The organism is Cupriavidus sp. SHE, assembly GCF_000812445.1.
Classification (GTDB): domain Bacteria; phylum Pseudomonadota; class Gammaproteobacteria; order Burkholderiales; family Burkholderiaceae; genus Cupriavidus; species Cupriavidus metallidurans.
On the sequence record NZ_JWMB01000050.1, the window covers coordinates 117,638 to 137,561 of the forward strand.

A 19,924-nucleotide genomic window follows, 5' to 3' on the forward strand; every position below is an offset into this window, starting at 1 on the left:
CAAAAGCGATGGAAAGTGGCATGATTGCCACTTTCTCTGTCACGCCAATGTATCGGCATGGAGCGCCTCCCATGGTACTTTCGCCAGCCATTCCCATTCTCCGGATCTTCTCGGTCGAGAAAGCCAGGGAGTTCTACCTCGACTTCCTTGGCTTCCAGGTCGACTGGGAGCACCGCTTCGAGCCGGACCTTCCGCTTTACATGCAGGTCAGGCGCTCCGGGCTGACACTGCACCTGAGCGAGCATCATGGTGATGCCACGCCCGGGTCCGCTGTATTCATTCCGGTGGAGGACATCGACGCGCTGCAGCGCGAACTGATCGCCAAACAGTACGGATACGCGCGGCCCGGCGTAGAGGCAGTGGGCTGGGGCCGCGAAATGCAGGTGGCCGACCCGTTCGGCAACCGCCTGCGGTTCTGCGAGTTCGCCAAGGATTAAGACCGGGATCGGGCCAAGGATCAGGCCAAGGACTAGGCCAGGGACTAGGCCACAGCCGCGCCGACGGCTGCCGGCTCTGGAGGCGTGTCGGACATCTTCACTTCGTTAAGTGTCCCGCTCGCCTTGGCGATGGCCCGCGACAGCCGTGCCACTTCATTGAGCTGTTCGATCATGTCGTTGGCAAGCCGGAAGTTGATCGCGTCCACGGCGCTCCGCAATGGCAGGGCGCTCATGATGGCCTGCCGCGCGACACCGGCCTGCGCTTCGATTTCCGGCTTGGCATTGACGATGCGCGTGGCGACTTCGGTGTCCGGATGCGCGATCGTCTCCACAGCCAGCGCCAGGTATTCGGACACCATCGCCGCGAAGCCCGCCGACTCCGGATTGCGTAGCGATGCGGCATCCGCGCCATGCGACAGCCGTCGTTGGCTCAGGGCCAGCATGCTGGTGGTGGCAACCTCCCGAATGGCGTCGAGGCACGTGGCGATCCGCGCCAGATCCACAAGCTGATGGCCTTCATCATCGTTGTGAACCGCGTCCGACAGGTGTCCGATATAGGTCAGGATGGCCGTGCTCAGCGAATCGGCAGCTTTGTCCTGGTCGGTCAGCGTGACGAGCTCCTGCGAATCGCCTTCCACGACCAGCGCGGCACTATGTTCGACCAGTTCCTGGACCTGCTTGCCCAGCGATACCAGTTCAAGCTGCACACGGGGGATGGCCAGCGCAGGCATCCCGGCCAGCGTGTCGTCCAGGAATCGTGGCAGGCCAGGGTCCTGCCAGCCTTCGCGCGCCGGTGGCGCCAGCCGTTGGGCGAGCTTGCCGATGGGTCCGGTGAACCAGATCAGCACGGCGGTGCTCAACACGCTAAATACGGTATGGGCGTTGGCGGCCTGTCGCGGGGTTTCGGCGGCCAGACGGGCGGCGCCGGTCAACTCCGGCGAGGACGGAGAGATTTCGCGGATGAAGTCTGCGAACTGCGGAATGATGAAGACGAGGAACAGCACGCCGAGCACGTTGAACAGCAGATGGACGATGCCCACCTGGGCCGCCTCGGCCGACTTGCCGATCGACGCGAGCAGCGCCGTGCCGCAAGTGCCCACGTTGGCGCCCAGTATCAGCGCAATGCCCGATTCGAGCGGAATCAGTCCCTGGCTACCCAGCGCAATGACGATAGCCAGCGTGGCCGCCGAGCTTTGCACGATGGCCGTGAAGACCGCGCCGATCAGGATGCCGATCCACGGGTTGCGCATTTCCTGCATCGCCGTAATGAACGGCTGGAAATTACGCAGTGGGCGCGTGGCATCGCCCATGAATTCAATCCCAAGGAACAGCAGGCCGAGCCCGAGCACCACGCCGCCAAGCTGCTGCAGCAACTCGCGCTTGGCGAAGCCTTGCAGCAGGAAGCCGCCAGCCAGCATGAACGGCGTGATCGCCGAAATGTTGAAAGCGATGATCTGCGCGGTCAGCGTCGAGCCAATATTGGCACCCATGATCACCGGGATCGATTGCTGAAGCGTCATCAGCCCGGCGGAGACAAAGCCCACCAGCAGCACGGTGGTGATCGTCGAGGAATTCAGCAGGGCTGTGATGCCCGCGCCGGCCAGCACGCCGCGAAAGCGGTTGGCGGTCAGGGTGCCCAGCAGCGATTGCAGCCGCGCGCCGGCAATCGCCTTGAGACCACGGGTCATCAGATCCAGGCCAAACAGGAACAGGGCCAGGCCGCCGACGAGCAGGCCAGTGATCTCGATCAGATTCAGGTTCAGACCATTGAGCATGGGCAGCTTCGGGCAATGGGTCGACGCAAGCCAGCGACCGTGCCATTGTACGAGTTTCCTATACCATTTCACGCCATTGATTTTTTTGCCTCCACCATGAAAATTTTCGCGTCCTACCGCCTTCTAACCGTTACCGCCGCCTTGGCGCTTTGCACGGCCAGCGCCCATGCCGCGGGTGACGGCGTGCCCGTTGCGGAGGATCGTCTGGCGCGGCTGGTGGCAGATACTGTCCGACCCGTCATGGCGCAGTACGAGGTACCCGGCATGGCCGTGGCTGTAACAGTCCGCGGCAAGTCCCAGGTCTTCAACTTCGGCCTGGCATCGAAGGCGGACGCCACCCCGGTCACCGAACACACGCTGTTCGAGATCGGTTCGGTCAGCAAGACGTTTACGGCAACGCTGGCTTCGTACGCGGCGCAGCGTGGCGCCATATCGTTCTCGGACAAGGCTAGCCAGTACCTGCCCGGATTGGCGGGTAGCAGCCTTGATGCGATCAGCCTGCTGGAACTCGGGACGTACACGGCAGGCGGGCTGCCGTTGCAGTTCCCCGATGCGGTGACCACCTCTGACCAGATGCTGGCGTACTTCAAGGACTGGAAGCCGACGTACGCGGCTGGCACGCATCGGCAGTACTCGAACCCAAGCATCGGCCTGTTCGGTTATCTGGCCGCGCGGAGCCTGGGCGAGCCGTTCGACAACCTGATGGAGCACCGCATCTTTCCGGGCCTGGGCTTGAAGCACTCATTCATCCGGGTGCCGCAGTCCCACATGGGCGACTATGCCTATGGCTACAAGGACGGCAAGCCGATCCGCGTGAACCCCGGCGTGTTTGACTCGGAAGCCTATGGCGTAAAGACCACGGCGGCCGACATGATTCGGTTCGTCGAAGCCAATATGGATGGCGCGCGGCTGGAGCCGACGTTGCAGCGGGCGGTTACCGGTACACACACCGGTTACTTCCGCGTTGGCCCCATGACCCAGGGCCTGGGCTGGGAAATGTACGCCTGGCCAACCTCGCTCGAGGATCTGCTGACGGGCAACGCTGCCGGGATGCTGGAGCCGAAGGAAGTCGCACGGCTGGCGCCGCCGCAGCCGCCCAGGGCCGACGTGCTGATTAATAAGACTGGCTCCACCAACGGCTTCGGCGCCTATGTGGTGTTCGTCCCGGCACGTCAGATCGGCGTGGTGATGCTGGCGAACCGCAATCTGCCGATCCCCGAGCGCGTGCGGGCGGCGTACCAGATCCTGAAGGCGCTGGACGCGCAGTAGGCACCGGTATCGGTATCGGGCATCGGGTCGGGATCAGGCCGGGTCGATGTTCTGATTCAGCCTGAAAGCGTTGTCAGGATCGTATTGGCGCTTCACGGCAACCAGCCGCGAATGGTTGACGCCATACGCGGCGCGGGTGCGTTGGGCGCCTTCCTCGCCGAGGTTGTTGGCGTACACCCCGCCCGTCGAGTACGGCCGGACCGCTTCCCACAGGCCGCGCGCCCATTCCCGGTGTTTGTCGTCGTCGGCCGGGTCATCCCAGATGGCCAGCGGGAAGCAGTCGAAGTCCGCCGACCGGTTTCCATATGCGGTGGCCTCGTCGGGTACGCGGGCGATGGCGCCGCCGACCTGCTGGAACACCACCAGGCAGCCTGGCGAGGGCGCTAGGGCATAGGTAGCGAGGAGAGCGTCGACCGCCTCCGCGCGAATCTGGCGGAGGAACTGGGCCTTCCAGTAATACCGCCGGCCGCGCGCGAACAGCGCATCGCTGGCCGACTGCATCTGCAGATACGGAACGAAGTCGAGTTGGGCGTCGACCGGATTGCCGAACTCGACCAGCGGGCGCAGCGCTGCCTGCCTTGTCTCTTCGGTGCCATCTGGCCCGACATGACACGCCGAGATGCTGAGACATCGCTCGCCCGATGGCTGGGTGACAAGCGCGGCGTCGGCCGCAACGTCATCCGGGGCGGCGCGGGCGAAAGCATCGTAGTGCAGCATCGCCTCCCGAGCCTGATCCCACGGGTAGACCACGGCGCATACCGGCAGTCTGGCGGGAATCGGATGCAGACGGAAATGGAACGCCGTGACGATGCCGAAATTGCCACCGCCGCCGCGTATCGCCCAGAACAGGTCCGGGTGATCGGTCGTGCTGGCGTGCAGCCGTTCCCCGTCGGCGGTGACGATTTCCACGGCCTCCAGGTTGTCGCAGCTCAGCCCGTACTTGCGGCCCAGCTTGCCGAACCCGCCCCCCAGCGTCAGCCCGGCGATACCCGTATCGCTATTGACCCCCATCGTTGTGGCCAGGCCATGCCGCAGCGTTGCCTGGTCGAACTCACCGAGATTGAGCCCTGCCTCCGCGCGGGCGCGGCGCCGCGCGACATCCACGTCGATGCGCTTCATACGCGACAGATCAATGACGATGCCGTTGTCACACGTGGAAAGTCCGGCGAGATTGTGCCCCCCACTGCGGACCGCGATGGTCAGACCGGCGGCCCGGGCGAACCGTACGGCGCCTGCCACGTCGGTGGCGTCGGCGCAGTAGACGACCAACGCCGGATGCTTGTCGATTGCGCCATTCCAGACCTTGCGCGCCACATCGTAGTCAGGATCCCCGCGCTGGACGAGTTGGCCACGCAACGCCTGCCGGAACGCCTCGAACCCTGGATTGCCGCCGTCCCCGGATGCCTCTGGCCGATCTGATCGCATCACGCCCCCCAAGTTGGTCACGCCCCCGAGACCATGGTGGTGCGCGTGGCGGTCGGGTGCAAAGGCAAAGATCTCAGCTTGTAGATGAGAAAAGCTCACCTAGACTGGACCCATGCAAAAACTGCCGCCCCTGCGCGCATTGCAGGCGTTCGAGGCGGTTGCGCGTCACCGCAGCTTCAAAGCCGCAGCGGCGGAGCTAAACGTGACGCCGACCGCCATCAGCCATCAGATCCGGATGCTCGAGCAGATCTGCGGCAAGGCGCTGCTCCAGCGACGCCCGCGTCCGCTCCGGCTGACCGTGGCGGGGGAGCGGCTCTATCCGGCGCTGCGTAGTGGTTTCGCGCTGTTTGCCGAGGCCGTGGCGACCGTTGGGCAGCCCGGTGTGGCACGCCCGCTGCGCGTGACCAGTCCGAACGCTTTCGCGAGCCGCTGGCTGGTTCCGCGCCTTCCTGCCTGGCAGGGGCTGCATCCCGAGTGGCCGCTGGAGATCATCGGCACGGACCGCGTCCTGGATCTGGCTGCGGGCGAGGCTGACGTCGCCATTCGCTACGCGCGTTGCGCGCCCAAGGGGCTGGTCAGCGCGGAGTTCGCGCGCGATACCTTCTTCGCCGTGGCCAGCCCGGTGCTGCTGGCGAGGGCGGGGCGGGAAGGGCAGGCGACATTCGATATCGGCGATCTCACGCATATCCCCCTGATCCACTATGAGTGGAGCAGCGGCGATCCGCACGCCCCGACCTGGGCGCAGTGGTTTGCGGCTGCGGGTCTCGTCGCGGGTGACTCGTCGGCTCGGCGTGCCCGCCATGACCTGAGTTTTCGAGAGGAACTACACGCCATCGACGCGGTGGTGGCCGGCCAGGGGGTGGCGCTATGCAGCAACGTGGTGGTGGACGGCCTGTTGCGCAGTGGGGCGTTGTGCAAGGCGCACGCGCTGGGGTTGCCCGGCTTCGGCTTCTACGTGGCCCATGCCGCCGGCCATCCGGATCTGGCAGCCGTGGAGAGCTTTGCGGGCTGGCTGCTGTCGACGGCCGGGACGCCGGTGGGCGAACATCCGGCCTAGTTGGGCGGCATCTCGGGCGGCATCAGGTCCGGGTTCCAGGCGACCTCCCACATATAGCCGTCGGGGTCCTGGAAGTAGCCGGCATAGCCACCCCAGAAGGTATCCACCGGGGGTTTGAGGATGATGGCTCCGGCACGGCGTGCCTGATCGATGACGGCGTCGACTTCGGCCCGGGAGCGGACGTTGTGACCCAGCGAGATCGACGGGATGCCCAAGGGCGTATCGGTTGCGGCATCCTTGGCCAGGAACTCGCGCGGATAGAGCGCCAGCCGCAGTCCTGACTCCAGATCGAAGAAGACCACGGCGCCGTGCTCGAACTCGGTGCCGACGATGCCCCGGGTCGGCCAGCCCAGACCGTCGCGATAGAACGCCAGCGACCGTTCGAGACTGCCGACACCCAGCGTGAGAAGCGTGAGGCGAGGATGCATGGTCGGATGGTTGGATGGTTGGTGGTTCAGGGCGCGGGGGATGCGGTGAGATCCAGGGAGACCACGCGCAAGGTGGCGTCGTCGGGGCACATCGTGTCCGTGAAACCCAGCCGATGCGCCAGGCCGCGCATCGCGGTATTGGATGCCAGCACGTAGCCAATCATCGTGTGGTAACCGGCAGCCCGCGCCGTCGCGATCAGGATCTCCATGAGATGGCGCGCCAGGCCAAGACCATGCCAGCCGTCGACGATTGTCACCGCGAATTCGCAGAATCCGGAGTGCGGGTCGATCGTGAAGCGGGCGCCGCCAATCAGGTCACCCTTGTCCTCCGTCCCCGCCATGGCGACCAGCGCGCATTCGCGGACCGGCGTCGGGTGAACGGCCGTTTCCAGCAACGCGTCCGGCAGGTCGTGCATGGATGCCATGAACCGCGTATACCGCGAGTCATCGGAGAGGCGATGGAAGGCCGTCAGGATGCCGCCTTTGTCCTGCGGGCGGATCGTTCGTATCAGCACCTGCTTGCCGTTCCGCAGGGTCACACAGGTGGGCAACGTCGGGGCCGTGGCTTGCATAGGGTGATGGCTCGGTTCCATTTGGGCTGATTCATGGTAGGCAAGCGGCGTCGGGAATCCAAATCCTGCGGGTCGGCTACAAACATCGACTGGCGTGGAATAAAGTGGTTCTAGGGGTGGTTTACATCATGCGGGAAGATCGTGCGGTCGATGACGTCCCGCCGCGCTCTCGCAGGCAAACCGATGTGCCGGGTGATGCGCAACCGCGTGTCGTGACGTCGGGACACTGAAGTCGGGGTGAGGATCATGGGCAAGAGATTGGCGGCCGTGGCAGCGGCAATCGCCGGACTCGGCCTGGGCGGTGGCGTTGGTGGCGCATGGGCGCAGGACATGTCGACGATGTGCCAGCAGGTGGTTGGGCAGGCCGAGATCGGCGGCGTGATGCAGACCATCGCGGGGGTGGCCTGCCTGCAGCCCGATGGCACGTGGCAGATGGTGGATAGCAGCAGTGTGGGCTATGGCGGCGGGGACTATTACTACGACCCGTGGTACTGGACGCCGTATGTGGGGTTTGCCGGCGTGATTTTCATCGACCACCATCATCGCCCGCACGTCATGCACCATGTGTTCTTTCCCAGTCGCGGCGTGATCGTGCGGGGCGGTCGCGTCGTGCACGGTGGAGCGCCTGGCGGGTTCCATGGCGGCGCGGCGCCGGGCGGCGGCTTCCATGGCGGGGGAGCCATGCATCACTGAGCCGCGCCAGCGGGGTTACCCGGCTTCTCCAGCCGCATCGCTCATGGCAGACTGCGGAAGTTACTGCAGTTCTTGACGTTGCCTTACACGAAACAATGAGCGAGTCCCTCTGCTTTCTGTCGGCCACCGAGTTGGCCGACGCCATCCGGCACAAACGTGTCTCCCCGGTAGACATCACCTCGGCAGTCCTGGCGCGCGCGGAGCGCCTTCAGCCTGAACTGAACTGCTTCATCACGATCGACGCCGAGCGGGCGATGGAATCGGCCTGCCAGGCAGAACGATTGGTCATGGCGGGCGGGCCACTCGGCTTGCTCCACGGCGTGCCGTTCACGGTCAAGGACATCGTCAACACGCAAGGCGTCCGCACGACTTTCGGCGCGGCGCCGTTGCGGGACAACGTGCCGCAGCAGGACGCCGTCGCGGTGGCCCGCCTGCGCGAACAGGGCGCCATCCTGATCGGCAAGACCACCACGCCGGAGTTTGGCTCCAAGTGCCTGACCGATTCGCCGCTGTTCGGGCGCACACGTAACGCGTGGAGCGCGCAACGGACCAGTGGCGGCTCCAGCGGCGGTGCGGCCGTGGCGGTGGCCAGCGGCATCGCGCCACTGGCTGTCGCCACCGACGGCGGCGGATCCACGCGGATTCCGGCTGCCTGTAACGGTGTGGTCGGCATCAAGCAAAGCAACGGTGTGATTCCACATAGCCAGGCGCAGGACCTGTACGGCAACCAGACCTATGTCACCCCCACCACGCGCACCGTGGCCGATACCGGCCTGATGATGGCGGCGATGGCGGGCGAGCACGCCTGCGACCCGTGGTCGATCGGCGTGCCGAAGGCCGACTATGTCGATGCCGCGCGCGCCCAGGGCGATCTGCGTGGCAAGCGCATCCTCTATTGCCTGGCGCCGCCGGGCCGCCCAGTGGCCGCGGATGTGGCACGCGCGTTCGAGCAGGGGCTGGCAGCGCTAGCCGGGCTCGGCGCGGAGCTAGAGCCGTTCGATGGCGACGGCTTTAACGATATCGAGCCGCTTTGGCGCGCGATCAACCACACCGTCTGGCGCACGCGCTTCGTCGAGATCGTCGAGCGTCATCGCGACGAACTGAGCGCAACGTTCGTACGTCAGGTGGAGTCGGCCGCGCAAGTCAGTGGCGTGGCGTACCAGCAGGCGATGTTTGACCGTTCGCGGCTGTTCCAGCGCGTGCAGGCGCTGCTCGAGCGCGCCGACCTGCTGGCGATGCCGACCATCATGCGCACCGCGCTGCCGATCGACCAGGATCTGTTCGGCACGATCGAGATCGACGGACACGTACACGAGAACGTGCGCGCGAACTGGTTCCCGTGGACGATGCCGTTCAACATGACCGGCCATCCCGCGATCAGCCTGCCGTGCGGCTTTGGCAGTGACGATCTGCCGATCGGGCTGCAACTGGTTGGACGGTTCCGCCGCGACGCGGAACTTCTGCGTTCCGCCGCGTTGTTTGAATCGGCCCACGGCTTCCTGGACAGGTGGCCGTCGCTGTGACACCACGTGATGCCGCGTGATGCCGATACCGATTTCAATATCGAGATCGACGCCGACATCACCACCCTTTGCTTGCGCCTTCCCAGGCTTCCCGCTTTCACCACAGGACATTCCTCATGACCGTCAAGTTTCATTCCGGCCGCCTGACTTGGCTGCTTGGCACCGCGTTCAGCGGCCTCATGATCGTTGCCGCGCCAGCATCCGCTGCGGACGATGCGCCGATGCACATCATCGTTGGCTACGCGCCGGGCGGTGCCGCCGACAGTCTGGCCCGGATCTACGCCGAGCAACTGCGTCAGGACGGGCAGGGCACGGTGATCGTGGAGAACCGCCCGGGCGCCTCTGCCCGGCTGGCGCTCGACTACGTCAAGCGGTCGAAGCCCGATGGCAAGACGATCTTCATCGGCCCGTCGCCACTGTTCACGATCTTCCCGCTCACGTACAAGAAGCTCAGCTACGACGCCGACAAGGACCTCGTGCCCGTGGCGGTGCTAACTGACGTGCCGACCGCCGTGGCCGCAGGCGTGCAGCAGCCGTACAAGAACATGAAGGAATTCCTGGACTGGGCCAAGCAGCATCCGTCCAAGGCCAGTCTGGGCCTGGCCACGATCGGCAGCGCGGGCCACCTTGGCACGGTGGCGCTGGGCAAGGCATCGGGCGTGGCCATCACGCCCACGCCATACCGTGGCGCATCGCCGATGCTGGTGGACGTGATTAGCGGCAACGTGTCGATCGGCTGGGATGCGGTGGCCAGCATGATGTCGCTGTACAAGGGCGGCAAGATTCAGCTTCTGGGCGTGAGCGGCACACGACGTGCCAAGGCGTTGCCGGAAGTGCCGACGATGAAGGAGCAGGGCATCAACCAGTACGAATTCGCGACGAGCTGGTACGGCGCCTTCGTGCCCGCCGGCACGCCCGCCGCAGAGCAGGCCAAGCTCGAAAAGGCGTTCCTCCACGCATCGACCAATGCGTCGAGCGCGGCCAAGCTGGAGACGCTGGGGCTCGAGGTGAACGCCCAATCCGGCGAGGCCGCGCGCAAGCGCATCCAGACAGAACGCGCGGCATGGAAGCCAATCGTCGAGTCGACCGGGTTCGTGGCCGAGGACTGATGCCGGCCACTGCTTGGGGGCCATGAACGCTAGGGCGTTTCATCGCCTGCTTGTGTCCCGCGCATGACGGCCACGAACAGATCCGCGCAACCATGCGCTGGCATCTGGACGTGGCCGTCTGTCATTTCAATCCAATCACAACTATCGCGACGCGAGCATCAGGTTCAGGTTTTGAATCGCAGCGCCGGATGCGCCCTTGCCGAGGTTGTCGAAAACGGCGGACAGGAGAACGTGCCCGTGCTCCGTGCCAGAAAATACGCTCAGGCGCATGTCGTTCGTGCCATTCAGCAATTGCGGGTCCAGGTGCTTCACGGCGGACGATTCTGACAGTGGCAAGACCTGCACGTGGTCTGCCTCGGCATAGTGGCGCGCGAGGCAGGCGTGTAACGTGGCGCCATCCACGCCGGGTGCCAGCAGCCGCAACGCCAGCGGCACAGTCAGCACGATGCCCTGGCGGAATGCGCCGTATGCGGGGACGAAAATAGGCGCTTGCGCGAGCCCGGCGTGCTGCTGGATCTCCGGCGTGTGCTTGTGCGCGAGTTCCAGGCCATATACCTGGTAGGAAGGCGCGCTGGCGGCTCCCGGTCCCTCGTATTCCTCCACGCCGGCGCGTCCCCGTCCGGAGTAGCCGGATACCGCATGAATGCTGATGGGGTAATCGCCCGGGATGAGCCCAGCCTGCACCAACGGACGCAGCAGGCCAATCGCACCGGTCGGATAGCAGCCGGGGTTGGTGACCCGGCGCGCGTTTGCAATTTTCTCAGCCTGCCCCGGCGCCATCTCAGGAAACCCGTAAGTCCAGTCCGGCTGTGTACGGTGCGCGGAGCTTGCGTCGATGACGCGAACCGCAGGATTGACAATCGTGGCCACAGCCTCGCGCGCGGCGGCATCCGGCAAGCAGAGGATGGCGATGTCGCAGGCGTTGATGGCTTCCGCGCGTCGCTGCAAATCCTTGCGCTCCGTGGCAGCAAGCGTGATCAGTCTGATATCAGTCCGGTTACGCAGCCGTTCGTGGATGAGCAACCCAGTGGTGCCTTGGTCGCCGTCGATGAAAACAATAGGAGAGCTCATGGGTGAAATACTCCGATGACTTTGGGTTGGAGGCAGTAGGACGAAGAGCGATCCCCTATATTCCGTGGATAGCTACAATAGAGAAAGTTGAATTTCATAACATAGACATTCAGTTTTTCTGAATCAGGACGCCGACATGCGAGAGATCAGCCTGGACCGTTTGCGCACTCTGGTCGCCATTGCAGACCGCGGCTCGTTTGCCGATGCGGCGCGTGCGTTGCATCTGGCGCCGCCAACGGTCAGCCTCCATATCGCTGAACTCGAAGCCCGCATTGGCGCTCCACTCCTGTCGCGCAAGCGCGGGCAAGTCAGGCCGTCGGCAATAGGGGAGGTGCTGGTGGAGCGCGCACGCCGGCTGCTGGCCGATGCGGAGCGGGCGCTGGACGATATTCAACGCCAGGTGCAGGGGCTGGAAGGGCGAGTGCGGCTCGGCGCGTCGACGGGCGCGATCGCGCACCTGTTGCCGCAAGCGCTCGAAGGGCTGCGCCAGCACCATCCCGCGATCGACATACAGGTGGCGGTGCTGACTTCACATGAAACGTTGTCCCGACTGGCGGATGGGACGCTGGACGTTGGGCTGGTTGCACTGCCGCAGCCGCCGGTAGCCGGGCTCGTGATCAAGCCTTGGCGCCGCGACCCCGTGATGGCTTTCTTGCCGGCGCATTGGGAGTGCCCAGCACGCGTCACGCCTGAATGGCTCGCCGCTCAACCTCTCATTCTCAATGACGCGACCACGCGACTTTCACGTCTGACTACGGAGTGGTTCGCGACTGCGGGGTATCATCCCGCGCCCCGCATTCAGCTCAACTACAACGACGCGATCAAGAGTCTGGTGGCGGCCGGCTACGGCGCCTCGCTACTCCCCCAGGAGGAGACGGCGCCATCGCCCGACAAGCGCATTGTCATGCGTCCGCTGCGCCCGGCGTTGTGGCGTCGGCTCGGTATTGCGCATCGTGCGGGGTACGTGGAGCGTTCCACGCAACATGTGCTTGATATGTTGCGGGATCTGCGGTTGGCGTAGGCGTTGCCCAAAAAGAAAAAGCCGGCCGAGGGCATTGCGTGCCCTCGGCCGGCCAGTCATCCACTCATCAGCACTTCAACGACGTCGATTGCGCTTCGGCATGTTTGTGCAATGCAGGAGGCTTGGCATTGCCACCGTTGGCCTCGAGGAACTTGCAGGCGTTGATGATATCGGTGGCCAGCAGTTGCGCCACGTTGTGGTTCACATGCGGACGCACCACCACGCGCAGGCTCGTGACCGATTCGGCGTTGGGCGGCATCGTGTATGCGGACAGCACCCAGCCTTTCTCGCGGACCTTGTTGGAGACATCGAACTCGTTGAAGTTCTTGTACTTCTTGTTCAGCGTCACTGCCACCACCGGAATGCGCTGCGTGGTGTTCATGATCTCGAAGTACCCGCTATCGACGAGCTGCTGGCGCAGGAAGATCGCGTTGTCCAGCGTATGCTGCATCACGCGTTTGTAGCCGTCGAACCCGAGCCGCAGGAACTGGTAGTACTGCACGGCCACCTGGAATGCGTTGCGGCTGAAGTTGAGCGTGGCCGTGGGCATTTCGCCGCCCAGGTAGTTCACGTAGAACACCAGTTCCTCGTTGAAGATCTTGCGTTCGCGGAACACCACCCAGCCGAGGCCCGGAGGCGTCAGCCCGTACTTGTGGCCCGAGGCGTTGATCGACTGCACGCGCGGCAGGCGGAAGTCCCACTTGTAGTCGGGGTAGAGGAACGGGTTGACGAAGCCGCCGGAGGCGCCGTCGATATGCATGGGGACCGAGATGCCCGTACGCTTCTCGTAGTCATCGAGCCAGTCATGAATGCCCTGGATGTCGTCATCCTCGCCCGTGAAGGTCTGCCCGGCGATGGCTACGACGCAGATCGTGTTCTCGTCGACGTACTTGTCCAGGTCTTCGGCGGTCAGGCAGTAGTTGCCCGGCTTCAGCGGCACGATGCGCGGCTCGACGTCGAAGTAGCGCAGGAACTTCTTCCACACGATCTGCACGTTGCCACCCGTCACCATGTTCGGGCGGGTGGCATCCTTGCCTTCGGCCTGCCGGCGCTGGCGCCAGTTCCACTTGTGTGCCAGGCCCCCGAGCATGCAGGCTTCGGATGAGCCTACCGTACACGTGCCGTACGGCTCCACGCCTTTCGGACCGTTCCACAGTTCATGCAGCCAGCGCACCATGCGGCCTTCCATGGCGAAGAGCCGCGGATACATGTCGTGGTCGATATAGTTCTTGAAGATATTGCGCGCGGCGACTTCCCGGGCTTCCGGTTCCGCGAACGTGGTGACGAACGACGACATGTTGAGCATGGGGTTGGTGTCGGTCCATTCGTCACTGATCACGATCGCGGCCGCTGCATTCGCCGAGATGCCTTCGCGCGGGAAGACGTTTTCAGGCACCTCGTAGTTGAACTGGTCGTACGGTGTGACCTTGTGCTCTTGCATGTCGCTCATGGATACCCCTCGTAACGTTGACATGGCGAGAACCGGCGACCCGATACCCGGTCACGGCGCGAAGGCACCGAACAGGAAGACGAACGGGTGCGGAAAGCGCGGGAGGGAAGGGCAGGCGCCGGCTGCGGCGCCGCGTTCCGTGGACGTACCCCGGGCACGCGGCTCGACACGAGTATAGGAGCGAAGCCCCTGACAAATCATTGTGCTTTAGGCCAATACGGACGCACAAAATCACTCTCGCGTGATGTGGCCCGCGGCGATGGGAAAGCTATACTCGACTCCGCTGTCAGACAGGTACCCGGTGTGCGTAATTCGACTGCCTGACATGCCCGAATCTGCCGTATTACCAAGGCGTGTTTTCGAGGAGAAACTTGGATGACAAAGAGCGAACCGCGAGAGAGCGAGTCGGCTTCCCGATTGATCGACGGGAGGATCCAGGAACTGGGTGACTGGCGCGGCGCGATGCTGGCGCGGCTACGCGCGGTGGTGAAGGCCGCCGATCCCGAGGTGATCGAGGAATGGAAATGGCGGGGCGTGCCGGTGTGGTCGCACGCTGGCATTCTCTGCACGGGTGAGACCTACAAGAACGTCGTGAAAATGACCTTTGCCAAAGGGGCGTCGCTGGAAGACCCAGCGGGGCTTTTCAATTCCAGTCTCGAAGGCAACACGCGGCGTGCGATCGACTTTCATGAAGGCGAGGAGATCGACGAGCCTTCGCTGAAAGCGCTTATCCAGGCTGCCGTTGCGCTCAACCAGTCGAAATCCCGCAAGTAGTCACTGCGTTATGGCAGCAGGTGTCGCCCGAAGAACGCGACGATCTTGCGATGGACTTCGGCAACCTCGGCGCGATCGAAGTCGGGGGGATCGTTGAGCAGGTCGCCCAGGAGTCCGGTCAGGCCCGGCGGGTGGGGCGACAGTAACGCGCCGTGCCCGCCCGTGGGCATGTCGGCGACATGCTCGCAGGTCTGGCAGACCGCCAGTACCCGGTCCGCGTGGAAGCGCGGAATCAGCCAGCGGTCCTGCTCGGCTGTGACCAGGCCAAGGGGTACGGCCGGCCGCGCCAGGGAATCCATGTCGAAATCCGCAGCGGCGGGCACGCCGGCCACTACTGCCGCGATGCGTGGATCGGAGGTGGCACGTGGGGTGTCGTCATCAAAACGGTGGTGAATCACGCGCAGGGCCAGCCACTCTTTCACGCCGTCCAGCGGGCCGCCCGTCAGTCTTGTGATCAACCCGACGCAGGTCTGGAAATCCTCTGCGATATGGGCGTCGCAATGCTGCATGAAGCGTGCCGGTGACCAGCGTCCTCCCGCCAGGCTCAGCGCGGTATGGCCGCCTGCGGATATCCCGAACATGCCGACCTTGTCCAACCGAAGCATCGACGCGAATCGCGCGTCCCGGCCCATCGTGTCGATGGCGCGCGATACTTCGGCGGGCCGGATGGTCCAACTGTCGGGGCCGGGATCACTGCTATCCAGATAGTTGTCGGCCTTGTGCAGCGGCATGGCAACGATGTATCCCGCGTCGACCAGGTTTCGCGCGAGATCGGCGTGGACCCACGGCGCGCCTCCTGAACCGTGCGAGATCACAATCAGCCTGCCGTTGCCCGCCACCGGGTGGCCTTCCACCGCGACATCGAGCAGGAATCGCCCACGCTTTACCGGGTGGCTCGCATCGTTCGATGGGTAATACACGGTCACCGGGCCGTCATCCCCGCTAGCCGGCAATTCGGTCAGCCCCATCGAGGCATGAGCAATCCCGCACAGCAATGCCAGCAGCAGGCCGGCCCAGCGAAACCTATGCATTCGAATCCTCGTCGTTGGCGGGAGGCGCCATCCCGGTGCCCGAAGCATAAACGCTGGCGTGGCTGGCGTCTTGCCGAAACTCAGTGCCGCAGGGCCCCTTGCCTCAGCAATTGCCAGCGACCTGTCAGTCTTGTCCGGCCAATACTTGCTTCTGGCTAGCCAGCTTGGCGCCCATGGCCGCGCCGAGCGCCTGCAGGCCCGACATCGGGCGCACCATTACCTCGAATTCCTCGATCTTGCCCGCTTGGTCGAAACGCAGCATGTCGATGCCCTTGAGCGCCTTGCCGTCGACCTCGGCGCTGAATTCAAGCACCACGCCCAGCCCGTCCGCCGTGGCGAACGTGCGGTGATAGGTGAAGTTCTTGAATACCGTGTTGACGGTTTTCAGGACCAGCTTGATCGCGGCACGGCCCGGGTAAGGTGTATGTGCGACCGGCGAGCGAAACACGATGCTGTCGGACAGCAGGGGATCGAGCTCCTCCATGGCGTTGCGTGCCAGAAGGTCATGCCAGGTTGCCAGCGTCTTTGCGGCTGCCGGGGAAAGTCCCGCTGCATTCATGTCGTGTCTCCTCGTGGTGGCGCCGTCTCCGGTTGGATACGGTCGTGTACTATGCAACTAGTTGCATAGTACACGACGACGCAGTGTGGTGCCATGTCCGGTTTAGATACTTCCATCGGTTATCGAGGGATGGTCAAGTCGCCCGAGAGTCAACGTGGGCTCACGGCTGCCGTGCTGTGGCAGCCTGTCATTTCCGGCTACAGTGCACGTTTCCCCACGTGAAATCCTGTCATGGAATGGTTGACCGACCCCTCGATCTGGATCGGACTGGTCACGCTGGTCGTGCTCGAGATCGTCCTCGGCATCGACAACCTTATCTTCGTGGCGATTCTCGCGGACAAACTGCCGCCGAGCCAGCGCGACAAGGCGCGGGTGGTTGGTTTGTCGTTGGCGATGTTCATGCGGCTCGGCTTGCTGTCGGTGATGTCGTGGCTCATCACGCTCACCCGGCCGCTGTTCTCCATTGGGCCGCTCTCGATGTCGGCCCGGGACCTGATCCTGGCGGTGGGCGGCTTCTTCCTGTTGCTCAAGGCCACGCTCGAACTTCATGAGCGGCTGGAGGGCATGCCACATATGGAGGGGGGCAAGACCGAGTACGCCGGCTTCTGGGTGGTAGTGACCCAGATCGTGATTCTCGACGCGGTGTTCTCGCTGGACGCAGTGATCACTGCGGTGGGGGTGGCCGACCATCTCGGCGTGATGATGGCCGCCGTTGTGATCGCGATCGGCGTCATGCTGATTGCCTCCAAGCCGCTGACCCGATTCGTGAATGCGCACCCGACGGTGGTGGTGCTGTGTCTCAGCTTCTTGCTGATGATCGGCATGAGCCTGGTGGCGGAAGGGCTCGGCTTCCATATTCCGAAGGGCTACCTATATTCGGCGATCGGATTCTCGGTGCTGATCGAGGCATTCAACCAGGTCGCGCAGCGCAACTTTCTGCGTCATATGGCGCGGGTGCCGATGCGGCAGAGAACAGCCGATGCCGTGTTGCGCTTGCTCGGCGACCGGCGCGCCAATGCGTCGGAGACGCCAGAAGGCGGGGCCGTGAAGCGGGATGAACCGCTACCGTTCGCGCCGGAAGAGCGCAGCATGGTGAGTGGCGTGATGACCCTGGCCGAACGGTCCGTCCACTCCCTGATGACGCCGCGCGCCGATATCTCATATCTGGACGTGAACGCCGATGGCGGAACGCTGCGCAAACAGATTCTTGATGACCCGCACAGTTTCTTCCCGGTATGCCGCGGCGAACTGGACAACGTGATTGGCGTCGTGCGCGGCAAGGATGCGCTCGGAGACCTGTTCGACAAGGGCGCCATCGACGAGGCACGGAGCCTGCGCGGGCCGATCGTGGTCCACGAGTCGATCAATATCCTGCGTTTGATCGATACCCTGAAGGACTCGCATTCGCGCGGCCGTCTGGTGCTGGTGGCGGATGAGTATGGCGCGATCGTTGGGCTGGTGACACCGATCGACATCCTCGAAGCCATTGCGGGAGAGTTTCCCGACGAGGACGAGACCGCCACGATCACGAAGATCGACGAAGGGCACTGGCTCATGGATGGCGCAGCGGATCTGCACGGCGTGGCGCAGGCACTCGGCCTGGACCCCGCCTGGGTGAGTTCGGCGAAAGGCGCCGCATCGCTGGGTGGCTTGCTGCTCGAACACTTCGGCATGGTGCCCAAACCACGGATGACGCTCGATCTGGAGGGCTATCGTTTCACAGTCACGGAGGTGAGCGATCGCCGGATCGAGCGCGTCGACGTTCAGGCCGTGGGAAGGGCTACCGCCGATGCCGAGGGCGCGCCGATTGGCTCGGGTGCCTGAGCGCACCTGCCGGATACCGCCGGCGGCACGGTTGGCGCCCTGAGTTCAGCGTTGCCCTGCGGCTTTCGGTGGCGCGCAGCAGCGCACGGCATCAATGACGCGATTCCTGCAGGCAGGCAGCGCCGGCGGGTTCTTGCAAAGCAGGGCGTTGGCCGGAAGCGCATAGGTGAACTGCTTGTCGATCATGCAAAGCTCGGCGGCCGCGATATCGTTCAGCAGCATTGTGTTGACGGGCTCGATAACCGTTGAGTAGCCGCACGCCGCCATGGCGCGCTTGACGCCTTCGGTATCGGTACCGGGGCGGCTCCAGTACGTATATGCGGGTGGGCGGGATGGGCGGCGTTTGAGCAGCGTGGGGTCGAAGTCCGGGTCGGTACCGAAGGTTTTGCCACGCGGCACATTGGCGCAGGCCGGCAGATCTGGATTGTCCGTGCAGACGATGCGCCTGTCTTGATAGACGAACCCATTGTCGATCATGCAAAGCTGCGCGCGCGCATAGTCGTCGCTAGTCATCGTGGTGCCGTCGACATAGCCTGCATGAACGAATCCGCAGCCGAGCATGGCGCTGCGCACGCCGGCTTCGTTCACCCCCGGCTTGGCCCACAGGGTGTACAGGGGCGGCGACGGTTGGAAGGGCCGGGTCGTGCAGGCCATCAGGGAGAGCAGGGCGGTGGCCAGCGCGGCAGATCGAAGTAGGTGCATCTGACAGGAATTGGCGTTGTTCTTTTGACGCTTCTGACGTGTCGGCGTCTTCGGGTCGTCATGGTATCAGCAGTGCTCGCCGGTTCTCCAGGGAGCAGGGCGTCAGCAGGCAGGCGTGAAGCCGATTGGTTCGTGCATCGACATCCAACATCAGGCGCGGCAGCGCCTTGCGTTGTGCGCGACTTGCACTACGCTTCAGGGGGCTCGTGCGAAGCGCAGCCATACAGGCGATCCGATAACCGTGACTTTCCAACACCGGCCACTCCCGCCCCCGGAGAACAACATGCGAAGACTCCTTGCAGCCGTCGTATTCATGCTTGCCATGGTCCAGCCGTTGCAAGCACAGGTGAAGCCATTTCCGCCAGGTTTCCGGCACCAGAATATCCAGACCGAGGGCGCGACGCTGTATGTGCGGGTGGGTGGCAGTGGACCTGCCGTGGTTCTGCTGCACGGTTTTGGCGATACGGGGGACATGTGGGCGCCACTGGCCGCCGAACTGGCACGCACCCATACGGTGGTGGTGCCAGACCTGCGCGGAATGGGGCTGTCGTCGCATCCTGACGGCGGCTACGACAAGCGCACGCAGGCTGGGGACATCCGGTCGGTGCTGGCGCAACTGAACATCGACCAGGCGGACGTGGTCGGCCACGACATCGGCACGATGGTCGCCTATGCCTATGCGGCGCGCTACCCGGACAAGACGAAAAGGCTGATCGTCATGGACGCGCCAGTGCCGGGAATTCCGCCGTGGGAACAGATCGTCCGGATGCCAGCGCTCTGGCATTTCTCTTTCGGCGGCCCGGATGCGGAGCGGTTGGTGAAGGGCCGGGAGCGCATCTACCTGGACAGGTTCTGGAACGAGTTCGCCGGAGACCCCTCGAAGATCGACGAAGCCACACGGGTTCACTATGCCCGGCTCTATGCCAAGCCGGGCGCGATGCATTCAGCGTTCGCGCAATTCCTCTCAATTCCGCAAGACGCCGAGGACAACCAGAAATCGCTGGCGACCAAGCTGACCATGCCGGTCCTGGCGATTGGCGGCGAGAAGTCCTTCGGCCAGAACGAAGCGATCGTCATGCGCAATGCCGCCACCAACGTGAAAGAACTGGTCATTCCGAATGCCGGGCATTGGCTGATGGAAGAACAACCACAGGCTACAGTCGGCGCGATCGTCGATTTCCTCGGGCAATAGCCTGAAGATCGC

19 protein-coding genes are annotated in these 19,924 nt (G+C 64.1%); 10 read left to right on the plus strand and 9 right to left on the minus strand.

The genetic code is table 11. The features are described 5' to 3' along the window. Window positions 1-71 precede the first annotated feature (71 nt). Window positions 72-437: a glyoxalase superfamily protein gene (locus RN01_RS24460; protein WP_011516510.1), complete on the plus strand. Its 366-nt coding sequence runs from the start codon at window positions 72-74 to the stop codon at window positions 435-437. A gap of 44 nt (window positions 438-481) precedes the next feature. Here RN01_RS24460 and RN01_RS24465 read toward each other — a convergent pair whose 3' ends face one another. Continuing rightward, window positions 482-2,212 carry a Na/Pi cotransporter family protein gene (locus tag RN01_RS24465; protein WP_024570263.1) on the minus strand — a complete coding sequence of 577 codons (1,731 nt, stop codon included), beginning with the start codon at window positions 2,210-2,212 and terminating at the stop codon, window positions 482-484. A gap of 96 nt (window positions 2,213-2,308) precedes the next feature. Between RN01_RS24465 and ampC the strand changes: the two genes are divergently transcribed. Continuing rightward, on the plus strand, window positions 2,309-3,481 hold the full coding sequence (ampC, locus tag RN01_RS24470; protein WP_024570264.1) for a class C beta-lactamase: 1,173 nt from the start codon (window positions 2,309-2,311) through the stop codon (window positions 3,479-3,481). A 33-nt stretch (window positions 3,482-3,514) separates the two neighbouring features. On the opposite strand, the gene RN01_RS24475 is transcribed toward ampC, so the two are convergent. Beyond that, window positions 3,515-4,906 (minus strand): FAD-binding oxidoreductase, encoded by a 1,392-nt coding sequence (locus tag RN01_RS24475; RefSeq protein WP_024570265.1) that lies wholly within the window; start codon window positions 4,904-4,906, stop codon window positions 3,515-3,517. 112 nt (window positions 4,907-5,018) lie between these two features. On the opposite strand from RN01_RS24475, the gene RN01_RS24480 reads away from it, so the two are divergent. Further along, the gene (locus RN01_RS24480; protein WP_024570266.1) at window positions 5,019-5,963 is read left to right on the plus strand and encodes a LysR substrate-binding domain-containing protein; all 945 of its coding nucleotides are present in this window, start codon (window positions 5,019-5,021) and stop codon (window positions 5,961-5,963) included. Here the strand turns inward: RN01_RS24480 and RN01_RS24485 are convergent. Continuing rightward, window positions 5,960-6,391 carry a VOC family protein gene (locus tag RN01_RS24485; protein ID WP_024570267.1) on the minus strand — a complete coding sequence of 144 codons (432 nt, stop codon included), beginning with the start codon at window positions 6,389-6,391 and terminating at the stop codon, window positions 5,960-5,962. The genes RN01_RS24480 and RN01_RS24485 overlap by 4 nt on opposite strands. Window positions 6,392-6,417: 26 nt before the next feature. After that, window positions 6,418-6,963, minus strand: coding sequence for a GNAT family N-acetyltransferase (locus RN01_RS24490; RefSeq protein ID WP_024570268.1), 546 nt, complete (start codon window positions 6,961-6,963; stop codon window positions 6,418-6,420). Between the two features lie 246 nt (window positions 6,964-7,209). Here RN01_RS24490 and RN01_RS24495 point away from each other — a divergent pair, with 246 nt between their 5' ends. The 3 genes from RN01_RS24495 (at window position 7,210) to RN01_RS24505 (ending at window position 10,288) form a co-directional block, all read left to right on the plus strand. Next, a complete protein-coding gene (locus RN01_RS24495; RefSeq protein WP_017513239.1) occupies window positions 7,210-7,656 on the plus strand; it encodes a hypothetical protein in 447 nt (148 codons plus the stop codon). Window positions 7,657-7,751: 95 nt separating this feature from the next. Next, window positions 7,752-9,179, plus strand: a complete 1,428-nt coding sequence (locus RN01_RS24500; RefSeq protein ID WP_024570269.1) for an amidase — start codon at window positions 7,752-7,754, stop codon at window positions 9,177-9,179. A 116-nt stretch (window positions 9,180-9,295) separates the two neighbouring features. Continuing rightward, a complete protein-coding gene (locus tag RN01_RS24505) occupies window positions 9,296-10,288 on the plus strand; it encodes a tripartite tricarboxylate transporter substrate binding protein (RefSeq protein ID WP_017513240.1) in 993 nt (330 codons plus the stop codon). A gap of 141 nt (window positions 10,289-10,429) precedes the next feature. Here the strand turns inward: RN01_RS24505 and argC are convergent, their stop codons facing one another. Continuing rightward, window positions 10,430-11,359, minus strand: coding sequence for an N-acetyl-gamma-glutamyl-phosphate reductase (gene argC / locus RN01_RS24510; protein ID WP_017513241.1), 930 nt, complete (start codon window positions 11,357-11,359; stop codon window positions 10,430-10,432). A 136-nt stretch (window positions 11,360-11,495) separates the two neighbouring features. Here argC and RN01_RS24515 point away from each other — a divergent pair, with 136 nt between their 5' ends. Further along, window positions 11,496-12,380 carry a LysR family transcriptional regulator gene (locus RN01_RS24515; protein WP_017513242.1) on the plus strand — a complete coding sequence of 295 codons (885 nt, stop codon included), beginning with the start codon at window positions 11,496-11,498 and terminating at the stop codon, window positions 12,378-12,380. A gap of 67 nt (window positions 12,381-12,447) precedes the next feature. On the opposite strand, the gene RN01_RS24520 is transcribed toward RN01_RS24515, so the two are convergent. Beyond that, window positions 12,448-13,830 (minus strand): glutamate decarboxylase, encoded by a 1,383-nt coding sequence (locus RN01_RS24520; RefSeq protein WP_008643921.1) that lies wholly within the window; start codon window positions 13,828-13,830, stop codon window positions 12,448-12,450. Window positions 13,831-14,205: 375 nt separating this feature from the next. Between RN01_RS24520 and RN01_RS24525 the strand changes: the two genes are divergently transcribed. Then, window positions 14,206-14,604: a DUF1801 domain-containing protein gene (locus RN01_RS24525; protein WP_017513243.1), complete on the plus strand. Its 399-nt coding sequence runs from the start codon at window positions 14,206-14,208 to the stop codon at window positions 14,602-14,604. 8 nt (window positions 14,605-14,612) lie between these two features. Here RN01_RS24525 and RN01_RS24530 read toward each other — a convergent pair whose 3' ends face one another. Both RN01_RS24530 and RN01_RS24535 read right to left on the minus strand, forming a co-directional pair. After that, window positions 14,613-15,635, minus strand: coding sequence for a dienelactone hydrolase (locus RN01_RS24530; protein WP_024570270.1), 1,023 nt, complete (start codon window positions 15,633-15,635; stop codon window positions 14,613-14,615). Window positions 15,636-15,759: 124 nt separating this feature from the next. Then, window positions 15,760-16,194 carry a nuclear transport factor 2 family protein gene (locus RN01_RS24535; protein ID WP_017514330.1) on the minus strand — a complete coding sequence of 145 codons (435 nt, stop codon included), beginning with the start codon at window positions 16,192-16,194 and terminating at the stop codon, window positions 15,760-15,762. A 231-nt stretch (window positions 16,195-16,425) separates the two neighbouring features. Here RN01_RS24535 and RN01_RS24540 point away from each other — a divergent pair, with 231 nt between their 5' ends. Continuing rightward, entirely contained in the window at window positions 16,426-18,018 is a 1,593-nt protein-coding gene (locus tag RN01_RS24540; protein ID WP_017514329.1) for a TerC family protein, read from the plus strand. Between the two features lie 45 nt (window positions 18,019-18,063). Here RN01_RS24540 and RN01_RS24545 read toward each other — a convergent pair whose 3' ends face one another. Beyond that, window positions 18,064-18,720 (minus strand): hypothetical protein, encoded by a 657-nt coding sequence (locus RN01_RS24545; RefSeq protein ID WP_017514328.1) that lies wholly within the window; start codon window positions 18,718-18,720, stop codon window positions 18,064-18,066. A 283-nt stretch (window positions 18,721-19,003) separates the two neighbouring features. Here RN01_RS24545 and RN01_RS24550 point away from each other — a divergent pair, with 283 nt between their 5' ends. Next, window positions 19,004-19,912 (plus strand): alpha/beta fold hydrolase, encoded by a 909-nt coding sequence (locus RN01_RS24550; protein WP_024570271.1) that lies wholly within the window; start codon window positions 19,004-19,006, stop codon window positions 19,910-19,912. Window positions 19,913-19,924 lie beyond the last annotated feature (12 nt).

What these genes read in the sequence shown, in the direction of transcription:
- RN01_RS24460 (WP_011516510.1), top strand. Translation starts at nt 72, where the DNA reads ATGGTACTTTCGCCAGCCATTCCCATTCTCCGGATCTTCTCGGTCGAG.
- RN01_RS24465 (WP_024570263.1), bottom strand. Translation starts at nt 2,212, where the DNA reads ATGCTCAATGGTCTGAACCTGAATCTGATCGAGATCACTGGCCTGCTC.
- ampC (WP_024570264.1), top strand. Translation starts at nt 2,309, where the DNA reads ATGAAAATTTTCGCGTCCTACCGCCTTCTAACCGTTACCGCCGCCTTG.
- RN01_RS24475 (WP_024570265.1), bottom strand. Translation starts at nt 4,906, where the DNA reads ATGCGATCAGATCGGCCAGAGGCATCCGGGGACGGCGGCAATCCAGGG.
- RN01_RS24480 (WP_024570266.1), top strand. Translation starts at nt 5,019, where the DNA reads ATGCAAAAACTGCCGCCCCTGCGCGCATTGCAGGCGTTCGAGGCGGTT.
- RN01_RS24485 (WP_024570267.1), bottom strand. Translation starts at nt 6,391, where the DNA reads ATGCATCCTCGCCTCACGCTTCTCACGCTGGGTGTCGGCAGTCTCGAA.
- RN01_RS24490 (WP_024570268.1), bottom strand. Translation starts at nt 6,963, where the DNA reads ATGCAAGCCACGGCCCCGACGTTGCCCACCTGTGTGACCCTGCGGAAC.
- RN01_RS24495 (WP_017513239.1), top strand. Translation starts at nt 7,210, where the DNA reads ATGGGCAAGAGATTGGCGGCCGTGGCAGCGGCAATCGCCGGACTCGGC.
- RN01_RS24500 (WP_024570269.1), top strand. Translation starts at nt 7,752, where the DNA reads ATGAGCGAGTCCCTCTGCTTTCTGTCGGCCACCGAGTTGGCCGACGCC.
- RN01_RS24505 (WP_017513240.1), top strand. Translation starts at nt 9,296, where the DNA reads ATGACCGTCAAGTTTCATTCCGGCCGCCTGACTTGGCTGCTTGGCACC.
- argC (WP_017513241.1), bottom strand. Translation starts at nt 11,359, where the DNA reads ATGAGCTCTCCTATTGTTTTCATCGACGGCGACCAAGGCACCACTGGG.
- RN01_RS24515 (WP_017513242.1), top strand. Translation starts at nt 11,496, where the DNA reads ATGCGAGAGATCAGCCTGGACCGTTTGCGCACTCTGGTCGCCATTGCA.
- RN01_RS24520 (WP_008643921.1), bottom strand. Translation starts at nt 13,830, where the DNA reads ATGAGCGACATGCAAGAGCACAAGGTCACACCGTACGACCAGTTCAAC.
- RN01_RS24525 (WP_017513243.1), top strand. Translation starts at nt 14,206, where the DNA reads ATGACAAAGAGCGAACCGCGAGAGAGCGAGTCGGCTTCCCGATTGATC.
- RN01_RS24530 (WP_024570270.1), bottom strand. Translation starts at nt 15,635, where the DNA reads ATGCATAGGTTTCGCTGGGCCGGCCTGCTGCTGGCATTGCTGTGCGGG.
- RN01_RS24535 (WP_017514330.1), bottom strand. Translation starts at nt 16,194, where the DNA reads ATGAATGCAGCGGGACTTTCCCCGGCAGCCGCAAAGACGCTGGCAACC.
- RN01_RS24540 (WP_017514329.1), top strand. Translation starts at nt 16,426, where the DNA reads ATGGAATGGTTGACCGACCCCTCGATCTGGATCGGACTGGTCACGCTG.
- RN01_RS24545 (WP_017514328.1), bottom strand. Translation starts at nt 18,720, where the DNA reads ATGCACCTACTTCGATCTGCCGCGCTGGCCACCGCCCTGCTCTCCCTG.
- RN01_RS24550 (WP_024570271.1), top strand. Translation starts at nt 19,004, where the DNA reads ATGCGAAGACTCCTTGCAGCCGTCGTATTCATGCTTGCCATGGTCCAG.